Genomic DNA, 9228 nt, shown 5'->3' on the forward strand with positions numbered 1-9228 from the left:
CGGCCAAGGTAGTGTCGAAAGGCCGTCACTGCTCGTTCGATGGAGCAGTAAATTTTGAAAGAACTCCGTCGTTGCAAAATAAAAAAGCCTTGACTCGATCTGTCAGAAACAGGTCGTTCCAAGGCCGTTATTGCCATATTTTAATACGGCATTTTTGCCGCATCAGGTGCGATTGTTCAAGAACACAGAATTCCCACGTTCCAGATTTTTAAAAAAACGCGGGGCCACTTTATCGATATACAGGTAGCGTTAGTGCCAAAGTATATGCGCACTTTCGTAACTGACGTGGTCTATCAAGTCAATGGATGCATTTTTCCGCGGATGCTGGGATGCACTGGTGCGCACGCCGAGCGCCGTCGTTAGTGGCGACGCTGAGCTTTAAGAAAACTTATATTGGCCCGTCTTATAGCTTGTCAGCTGCCGTCTTATTAGATGACAGCAAGGATGCTGACCTTGCCCCGCTAAGCTAATCCATTTTGAAGTAAGCTCTGGGCCATCGAGAGGACCAGAGAATGAAGCGCAACCGTTTCACAGAAGAACAGATCATCGGCATTCTGAAAGAGCACGAGGCGGGTACTCCGGTCTCGGATCTTTGCCGCAAACACGGCGTCAGCGATGCCAGCATCTACAAATGGAAGGCGAAGTTCGGCGGCATGGACGTGTCGGAAGCCAAACGACTGAAGACGCTGGAGGACGAGAACACGAAGCTGAAGCGGCTATTGGCGGACGCGATGCTCGACAATGCGGCTTTGAAAGACCTTTTGGGAAAGAATGTATGGTCCGCCCCGTCCGTGCAAGGGTTCGCGACGTCGCAAATGACGATTCCAGTTGCATAAATGTATCCGGCCTCTCGCGAGTGGGCTGCGGTTGCAGCCAGGCCATGATGAGATCCGCACACGCCGTTCCCAATAAATGGTTCGGGCACGAAGCCCGCTTTTTTGCACAGGGCTTACGGCATGTTGATCCACTGTTTCGTCATCACTATTCCCGAGCCTTGCAATCGAGCCGGGAGCGTCAGGCGAATGCAGGGTCGCCAACGCTTGCCGCGTACCACTGGTCGTATTTGGTCCTATCGATAAGCGCGCGGTCCTTGACCGGTTGCTGTACCGGATAAACCTTCTGTGACATCGGTACTCCTCCTCACTATGCTCTTGATGTGTTGGCCAGGCTCGCCCCTATCGGGTCAGCCTGTGAAAAATCGCCGGAAGGTGGGACGGCAGTTGCTCGACCCTCGTTACCGTCGTCGCTCCCTTGCGACCGAAAATCCGGTCGGCGTAGGACGGTGCGTCGGAGCCGAGCGCCACGCAGAACGTGTCGATGCCCTTCTGATTGACTGAATGGACCGCGACCCGGGCGTCCTCCACGAGGTAACGTTCGTCGTCCACGTCGATATCCGAGGGCTCCCCGTCGGTGACCACGAGCAACAGGCGTCGGTAGCTTCGTTGCCGCGAAAGGTCCTCGGCAGCATGCCTGATAGCCGTTCCGAGCCGGGTGGACATCCCGCTATCCAGACCCGCGAGACGCATCTTGGTCCTGAGATCGTAGGGCTCAGCGAAATCCTTGATCCGGAAATACCGGACATCTTCACGTGTGTCCGAACAGAATGCCGCCAAGGCGAACTTGTCGCCTAGCCCGGCTATCGTGCTTGAAAGCAGGGCAGTTGAAACGCGCTCCACGTCGAGGACTTTCCTCGACCCGCCCTGAACGGCATCGTCGGTGGAGTTCGACACGTCGAGCAAGATCAGGACGGAAAGGTCTCGACTTCTCCGTTCGTAGCGGCTGTAGACCCTGAAATCGGGAGCTACGTTCATCCGACTGGAAATCGCGGCGTCGATGCAGGCGTCCATGTCGATAACATCGCCGTCGGCCTGCCGTCGCAAGCGTTCGGTTCGGCCCGTCCGCGCGGCACGGATCATGTTCGCCAGCTTCGACGAGATATCGGCATGTGCCTTCTCGGCGAGAATGATCGCATCGGCCGGCTTTTCCGGAACCCGGTGTTCTCGAACGGAACACCATTCGGTGCGATCCTTGCGCACGAGGTAATCGTATTCGGGATACCGGGCGACCAGAATCCCTTCGGACGCATCGCGGTTCAGGGAGACCTTCCCGACAGCCTCGCTATCGTTTATGTCTTCGGCTTCATCATCCGGTTTACCGTCGTCGCGCTGCTGCTGCTCGACCCGAGCGCCTTCGACGATGTCCTGCATTTCGATTGCCGGTTCCGCGGCGTCGCCGAAATCCCAGATACCGATGTTGTCGTCGCGATATGCGGGCTGGACGACATACCCCTTGGCATCGAACCGGATACGCATCTGACCGAGGTCGTTGCCGAGGAGACCGCCGATGGTCCTGCTGAGTGACTGGTCGGACAGATCGAAGTCCGCTGCTTGTTCGAACAGCGTTCGTCCCTTTTCGATCCAGCCATCTGGGTCGCGGTAGTCGCCGTCGATCAAGGCTCTCGCAAGCCTAGCCAGGAGCGCCGTGGCCAAGGGCGGGCCGCCGGGCTTGGCGACGTGAAAAGGCAGCCAAAGTTCTGCGAGACCCGGCAACTCGCGGATCGCCAGGCGTTCTACGCGAGCGTCCTCGATCACGGAAATGACGGCGAGCTGAAATGGCTTTAACGCTCCGACTGGGAAAAGCTGCTCCGTGTAGTGATGATGAGCGCCTACGTGAGCGACGGCGGCGCGATAGATACGACGCGACTCTTCACCGTCGAACCCGGCAAACGAGGGAGGCATGCGGATGCCTCCGCCGCCGAACCCCACGCGGCGTCGCATCGGCTCGGGCATGTCGGGTGCGGCGACCTGCATGGGTGGCTCTATGCCCCACACGGCGCGTAGGTACGGTCTAAGCGTTCCCTGCAGGGCGGCGTATCGATCTGCACCCTCCTCGACATCGAAGAAGCGCCTCGCCTCCGGGTCTTCCATTTTGAAGAATGCCGCCTGCCTTTCTGGGTGGCGACGTCCGATGGCGAGCCCCATCGACACGAACGCTTTGAACCCGGCGAGATCGACCCTGTCGAGGATTTTGGCGCTGTTCTCCAGCAGCACGACGACCGCTGAGGGAGCGGCCTTCGCCGCATTCTCCACGATGAGCAGCCATTCGATGACTGCGTCCGGTCGGTAAAGGAGTTCCGCTACGGCGACGGCGCTGTCCGGTAAAATGGAAGTGGTCCGCTTGTCCGTCCGGATCGCGAACTCCGAGACTGCACGACCCAACCTCAGTACGGGCTCGAGCCCCACGATATCCGCGAGCTCGGGTCCCCGTTGACGGTAGGCGCTGGCGACGAGATCACCGTACCCGGCTTGGTCGATTCTTTCGTGAGCCGACTTCCACTCGTCATCCCATCGCCCGGCATTCAGGAGGTCAGCGTGCGAAGCCATTAGAAACAGACCGATACGGCGGCGGTCAACGCTTCGCGGACGTCGGGGTCGTCGGTGATAGGGAGAACGATCGCCATCCGACAGGCTTGGGCGATCGGAATGCCCTGTCTCGTCAACATGGCGGCATGGATCAACATTCGCGTCGATGCCCCCTCGTCGAGACCGTGACCGCGTAGATTGCGCGACCGCTGCGCGACGCGAACCAGTGCGCTCGCTATAGCGGAGTCCACGCCCGCTTCCTTCGCCACGATCTCCGCTTCCGCCAAGTCGTCCGGATAATCGAAGCCGATCGCCGAAAACCGCTGCTTCGTAGATTCCTTGAGGTCTTTCAGGACGCTTTGATATCCGGGATTGTAGGACACGACGATCCTGAAATTCGGATGAGCGCGGACCACCTCGTTCTTTTTCTCCAACGGGAGAATACGACGGTCGTCGGTCAGAGAATGGATAACGACGGTAGTGTCCTGCCTCGCTTCCACTATTTCGTCGAGATAGCATATCGCACCAAGGCGGGCCGCCATGGTGAGTGGGCCGTCGTGCCACTTGGTGCCGTCGGCGTCGAGCAGAAAGCGCCCTACGAGGTCGGCGGCCGTCATGTCTTCGTGGCAGGAAACGGTCACCAGGGGCTGGCCGAGACGCCATGCCATATGTTCCACGAAACGGGTCTTGCCACATCCGGTCGGCCCCTTGAGCATGACGGGGATGCGCATCCGGTAAGCGGCCTCGAACAGCGCGACTTCCTCACCCGAAGCTCGGTAAAACGGCTCCTCAACGATCGTGAAATCCTTCAGGGCGTCGGGTATGACGGACGCTTGATCGAGGTTGTTCCTGGGCTGCATGCTGATATCCTTGTATGAACTCTCCCGGGGGGCAGGCCGCCCGCCGGGAGAGTGCCGCTCACGGCATCAACGATGGGCGGTCGTGGAATTGGGAATACCCTCGATCGGGCATTCCTCCGTTCCGACAGTGCCACGGGTCATGGCCTCGACCATTTCGCGCGTGCCCTCCGGATCGCTGATCCACTTCGCATAGAAGTTGTACGGGCATGCAGCCGTACCCTTGTCGCCGTCACCCGAGTTGATGAGGCCCGTGTAGCCGCGGTGGAGAAGCTTGAAGAGGTGGTTCTGGGACTGACCGTTCTTACGGGCGTCCCTGATCGCCGACACGGAGAGCTGGGCATACTGGATGCCGTTTTCCTCGGTGCCGCATTCGCCGAGCGTCCGGCCGTCAAAGCCGACGATGGCGGAATGACCGAAGTAGGAATAGACGCCGTCGAAACCCGCAGCATTCGCCACTGCGACGTAGACGTTATTAGCCCATGCCATGGATTTCGACATCTGGACCTGCTGGTCCTTTGCCGGATACATGTAGCCTTGGCAGCGGACGATCAGTTCCGCGCCGCGCATCGCGCAGTCACGCCAGATCTCGGGATAATTTCCGTCATCGCAGATGATAAGGCTGATCTTGAGGCCTTTAGGGCCTTCGGAGACGTATGTGCAATCGCCCGGATACCAGCCCTCGATCGGAACCCAGGGCATGATTTTCCGGTACTTCTGGACGATCTCACCCTTGTTGTTCATGAGGATGAGCGTGTTATAGGGAGCCTTCTTGGGATGCTCCTCGTGACGTTCGCCCGTCAGGGAGAAGACGCCCCACACATTCGCCTTGCGGCATGCCTCGGAGAAGATCGCGGTTTCGTCGCCGGGAATCTGGGAGGCGGTTTCGTACATTTCCTTGGAATCGTACATGATCCCGTGGGTGGAATATTCCGGGAAGATCACGAGGTCCATGCCCGGGAGGCCGACTTTCATTCCCTCGATCATGTTCGCGATATTGCGCGCGTTCTCGAGAACTTCGGCTTTCGTGTGAAGCCTTGGCATCTTGTAATTCACGACGGCAACGCCGACCGTGTCTTTGCTGCTGGTGATATCGCCGTGGTACATAGTCGTTCTCCTCACATTGATATTTCTGGGTTTGGTGGATGGTCGTTTTCCGAGGCCTGCATTTCTAGTTAACGCAGGCCTCGGTTGCGGTGGACGCGAAGCGGTGGGAGGCCCGCCCCGCGAAACGGTCGTCTGCTGCTGCGGAGCGCCAACGTGGGTTCACGCCCCGAAAGGGACCCTCACCATCGATTGGGGCGGTAGACTGGACTTCGTTAAGTCCTGTTCGACCGGTCGCTCCGCCTTCGTTTCATTCTCCCCTGCAGGAATAAAAAAGGCCCCGGAACGGCCTGCTCGCGAGCAGTCCGTTCCGGGGCCTTTTTGCCTCCTGTGTAATTCGGCTCTGTTGCCGACAAGCTGCCCGGCGAGAACCGAACACAAAAAACCCACGTTCCGCAAAGCGAAAAGCGTGGGGTCACATCACCCGTATTTCGATGGCATCTTTGCCATTCTGATCTGGTAAAGACTAGGATACAGATTGGCCCGAGTCAACAACGAGTTGGCAGGCATAGAGTGGAAAAGCGTTCGGGAGGTACAAGCTACGCGCCAACAAAAGTTGTTGACGTCATAGTACGTGTTAGCTAACTTTTCTCTGCTGGCAATAATGCCATCCAAATCAAAGGTAATGACGCCCCACGTTTTTCGCTTTGCGGAACGTGGTTTTTTTGTTTCTGCATGCGGGCGCACGAAAGCGCCTCGCGTCCGGGAACGGCGTCATAAAAACCGACAAGGGGAACTCGGTGAACATCCTTATCCGCGCCCTCTGCCCCATCTTTTTCGCCAGCGCGCTCACGTCCGCAGCGCATGCGGCCGAGACGTCGTATCCGCTCACAATACAGAATTGCGGGCGTGATATCACGATCAAGAGCGCCCCCACCAGGACGGTGTCGATCGGCCAGAGCAGCACCGAAATCCTCTACAAACTGGGTCTGGCGGACAAAGTCGTTGGTACCGCTCTCTGGGTGGGTCCGGTTCTCAAAGGATATGAAGAAATCGACTCCAGGATCGAACGTCTGGCGGACAACGATCCGAGTTTCGAGAGTGTTCTCTCGAAAAGGCCGGATTTGATCACCGTCCAATTCCAATGGCAGGTGGGACCTGAAGGTGTGGTGGCGAAACCCGAACAGTTCGAGGAACTCGGAATTCCGGTCTACACATCTCCCTCGGATTGTGTGGGTAAAGAGAATTCGGCGGCAAGTGACGGGGTCAGACATCAGGTCTTCACCATGGACCTCGTCTATCAGGAAATCCGTGACCTGGCCGCGATCTACGATATCCACGACAAGGGAGAAGCGGTTGTCGCAGACCTCAAGAAAAGAGAGGAAACGGCACGGGCAAAAGTCGCCGGACTGGACGGAAAAGTGTCGGCCGTGTTCTGGTTCTCGAGCGCTGCGCAGGCAGACCCCTACGTCGCAGGGAAAAATGGTGCCCCTGGCTACATAATGTCCGCGCTCGGTATCAAGAACGTCATTGAGACCGATGATGAATGGCCGACGGTCGGTTGGGAAACGATCGCCAAGAAGAACCCTACTGTCATTGTCGCCGGATCTATGGAACGGCGTCGCTATCCGATGGACAGCTTGAAATCGAAGGTGTCGTTCCTCAAAAGCGATCCCGTGACGAAGTTGATGCCGTCCGTCGAGAAAGGCCACATCTTTCCAATGGATGCGCAGGCCATGAATCCGACAATACGGACCATCGAGGGCATCGAAGTACTGGCGGATGCGGTCCAGAAAGCCGGACTGTCGAAATGACCAGTCCGGGCTCGCCTTTCTTCAAGACCGGAATGGCCCTTGGCGCGCTCGCCATCCTTCTGATAAGCGTCTGTATGGGGGCCGCGATCGGCGAGACGGCGATCCCCATTGCGACCGTCGCGCAGACGATAGCCAACAGGCTATGGGGGGCCGGATACGCCGTGTCCCCGCTCGATGAAGGCATCGTATGGAGCTATCGGCTTAGCCGCGCAGTCGTGGCCGCATGTTGCGGTTCCGCGCTCGCTATCTCCGGGGTAGTGCTTCAGTCCCTCCTGCGCAACCCTCTGGCCGATCCCTATATCCTCGGTATTTCTGCAGGAGCCTCTACGGGAGCGGTGAGTGTCGCCATCCTCGGGCTGGGCACCAGCATGCTGAGCCTGCCCCTCGGTGCTTTCCTCGGCGCGCTGACGGCATTCTTGCTGATAAGCCTCCTCGCCATGAAAACCGGCACCGGAACGACCGCCATCATCCTGGCAGGGGTCGCCGGTTCACAACTCTTCAACGCGTTGACGTCCTTTATCGTAACAAAGGCAGCTACCGCCGAGCAGGCGCGTGGAATCATGTTCTGGCTTCTTGGAAATCTGTCCGGCGTAAGATGGCCGGACGCGTACCTGGCTATTCCGGCAACACTACTCGGCCTCGTGATCTGTCTAAGGCACTCGCGCGCGCTTGACGCGTTCGCGTTCGGCTCGAACTCGGCGGCGTCACTCGGCATATCCGTGCTCCGGACCCAGATCGTCGTTATCGGCGCGTCAGCCGTTATGACCGCGACGATGGTGTCTATCGTCGGCTCGATAGGGTTTGTGGGCCTAGTAATACCCCATGCCGCACGCATGCTGGTAGGTGTGAGACACGGTGTGCTGCTGCCCGCGTCGGCGCTCATCGGGGCGGTTTTCATGATCCTCGCGGACATATTTTCACGCACCCTCATCCCCGGACAGGTTCTGCCAGTCGGCGTGGTGACCGCGCTGGTGGGCGCGCCGGTGTTCGCCGTCATTCTATCGAAAAAGAGAGAACGGGCATGAAGCTATCGGCGACTGATCTCTCCTGGTCCATAGGTGGCAACACCCTCCTCCAGTCTATTTCTTTCGAGGTCGCGAACGGAGAGTTTTTCGGCATCGTCGGCCCCAACGGATCGGGAAAAACGACGCTCATGTCCCTTCTATCGGGAATTCGGAAGCCTCAGGTCGGCAGCGTGACACTGGATGGACAACCCCTGTCAAAAATCGGAAGACGCGATGTCGCACGAAATATCGCTCTCGTAGAGCAGCAGGCGGAAACGGGCGAACGCCTCACAGCGCGGCAGGCGGTCGAGCTTGGTCGCACACCACACCTCGGCGCATACTCACCCTGGACGCAGGAAGACACCGAAACCGTGAATCGGGCGCTACGAAACGTGGACATGGATCATCTCGCGGAACGATACTGGCACACTCTCTCGGGCGGCGAGCGCCAGAGGCTTCACATCGCCCGGGCTCTTGCACAGGAACCCAAGGTGCTTCTGCTCGACGAACCGACCAACCATCTCGACATCGGCCACCAGATCGACCTTCTCGATCTTGTCGGGAAACTCGACCTTACCGTAGTCACGGCATTGCACGACCTCAACCATGCGGCCCTGTTCTGCGACCGGATCGCGCTCATGCAAAACGGGTCGCTGGTTGCGCTCGGCAAACCGTCCGAAGTTCTGACGGTGGATTGTATCCGCGAGGTCTTCGGGGTCGAGGCCGAAGTGGAACCCATTGGACAAGGCAGCTGTAACATACGTTTCGTCCCGCGCAGTCGGATTCACCACGCTCGCGAGAGCCGATTCAGGGCCGCTAGTTAAGGAAATGAAACCGGTGAACCCGCGCAACTACGATCTCAAAGAAGACATCCGGGAGTACTGGTCCCTCAGAGCGGAGACCTTTGACCTCGCCTTCGGGCATCGCATCGCTCCCGGACCCGAACAGGATGCGTGGATGGCGTCTATCCAGAACATTCTCGGGGACGGGGAAAAGAAGATTCTCGAGCTTGCCTGCGGGACCGGCGAAATAACGAAGGTAATTCTCTCGTTAGGGTCAGGACTCATTGATCAGAGCCAGAAGATAACGGTTGCAGCGAGAGCGATGGCGGAGAGGAAGACCATTGGGCATCTGTCGTAGCGCGTAG

General features: G+C 58.5%; 5 protein-coding genes and 3 pseudogenes. 4 read left to right on the forward strand and 4 right to left on the reverse strand.

Annotated features, from left to right (window positions below):
- Positions 1-512 precede the first annotated feature (512 nt).
- Positions 513-776: pseudogene (locus CRO48_RS22345) on the forward strand (transposase); the annotation flags it as partial.
- Positions 777-1175: 399 nt separating this feature from the next.
- Here the strand turns inward: CRO48_RS22345 and CRO48_RS22350 are convergent.
- The 3 genes from CRO48_RS22350 to CRO48_RS22360 all read right to left on the reverse strand — a co-directional run bounded on the left by CRO48_RS22350 (position 1176) and on the right by CRO48_RS22360 (position 5326).
- Positions 1176-3383 carry a nitric oxide reductase activation protein NorD gene (locus tag CRO48_RS22350; protein ID WP_052820940.1) on the reverse strand — a complete coding sequence of 736 codons (2208 nt, stop codon included), beginning with the start codon at positions 3381-3383 and terminating at the stop codon, positions 1176-1178.
- Complete coding sequence (locus CRO48_RS22355) at positions 3383-4222, reverse strand: CbbQ/NirQ/NorQ/GpvN family protein (RefSeq protein WP_082179045.1); 840 nt, start codon at positions 4220-4222, stop codon at positions 3383-3385. Before CRO48_RS22355 ends, CRO48_RS22350 begins: the two co-directional genes overlap by 1 nt.
- Positions 4223-4288: 66 nt before the next feature.
- Entirely contained in the window at positions 4289-5326 is a 1038-nt protein-coding gene (locus CRO48_RS22360) for an aliphatic amidase (RefSeq protein ID WP_052820941.1), read from the reverse strand.
- Positions 5327-6129: 803 nt separating this feature from the next.
- Between CRO48_RS22360 and CRO48_RS22365 the strand changes: the two are divergent.
- The 3 genes and pseudogenes from CRO48_RS22365 to CRO48_RS22375 form a co-directional block, all read left to right on the forward strand.
- Positions 6130-7077, forward strand: a pseudogene (locus CRO48_RS22365) (ABC transporter substrate-binding protein); the annotation flags it as partial.
- A gap of 32 nt (positions 7078-7109) precedes the next feature.
- Complete coding sequence (locus CRO48_RS22370; RefSeq protein WP_374705094.1) at positions 7110-8102, forward strand: FecCD family ABC transporter permease; 993 nt, start codon at positions 7110-7112, stop codon at positions 8100-8102.
- Positions 8099-8905 carry an ABC transporter ATP-binding protein gene (locus CRO48_RS22375; protein WP_052820943.1) on the forward strand — a complete coding sequence of 269 codons (807 nt, stop codon included), beginning with the start codon at positions 8099-8101 and terminating at the stop codon, positions 8903-8905. Before CRO48_RS22370 ends, CRO48_RS22375 begins: the two co-directional genes overlap by 4 nt.
- A gap of 246 nt (positions 8906-9151) precedes the next feature.
- Here CRO48_RS22375 and CRO48_RS33520 read toward each other — a convergent pair.
- Positions 9152-9228 (reverse strand): annotated as a pseudogene (locus tag CRO48_RS33520) (transposase); the annotation flags it as partial.

It is taken from the genome of Rhizobium subbaraonis (assembly GCF_900220975.1).
GTDB lineage: Bacteria > Pseudomonadota > Alphaproteobacteria > Rhizobiales > Rhizobiaceae > Mycoplana > Mycoplana subbaraonis.

What these genes read in the sequence shown, in the direction of transcription:
- CRO48_RS22355 (WP_082179045.1), bottom strand. Translation starts at nt 4,222, where the DNA reads ATGCAGCCCAGGAACAACCTCGATCAAGCGTCCGTCATACCCGACGCC.
- CRO48_RS22375 (WP_052820943.1), top strand. Translation starts at nt 8,099, where the DNA reads ATGAAGCTATCGGCGACTGATCTCTCCTGGTCCATAGGTGGCAACACC.
- CRO48_RS22350 (WP_052820940.1), bottom strand. Translation starts at nt 3,383, where the DNA reads ATGGCTTCGCACGCTGACCTCCTGAATGCCGGGCGATGGGATGACGAG.
- CRO48_RS22370 (WP_374705094.1), top strand. Translation starts at nt 7,110, where the DNA reads ATGGCCCTTGGCGCGCTCGCCATCCTTCTGATAAGCGTCTGTATGGGG.
- CRO48_RS22360 (WP_052820941.1), bottom strand. Translation starts at nt 5,326, where the DNA reads ATGTACCACGGCGATATCACCAGCAGCAAAGACACGGTCGGCGTTGCC.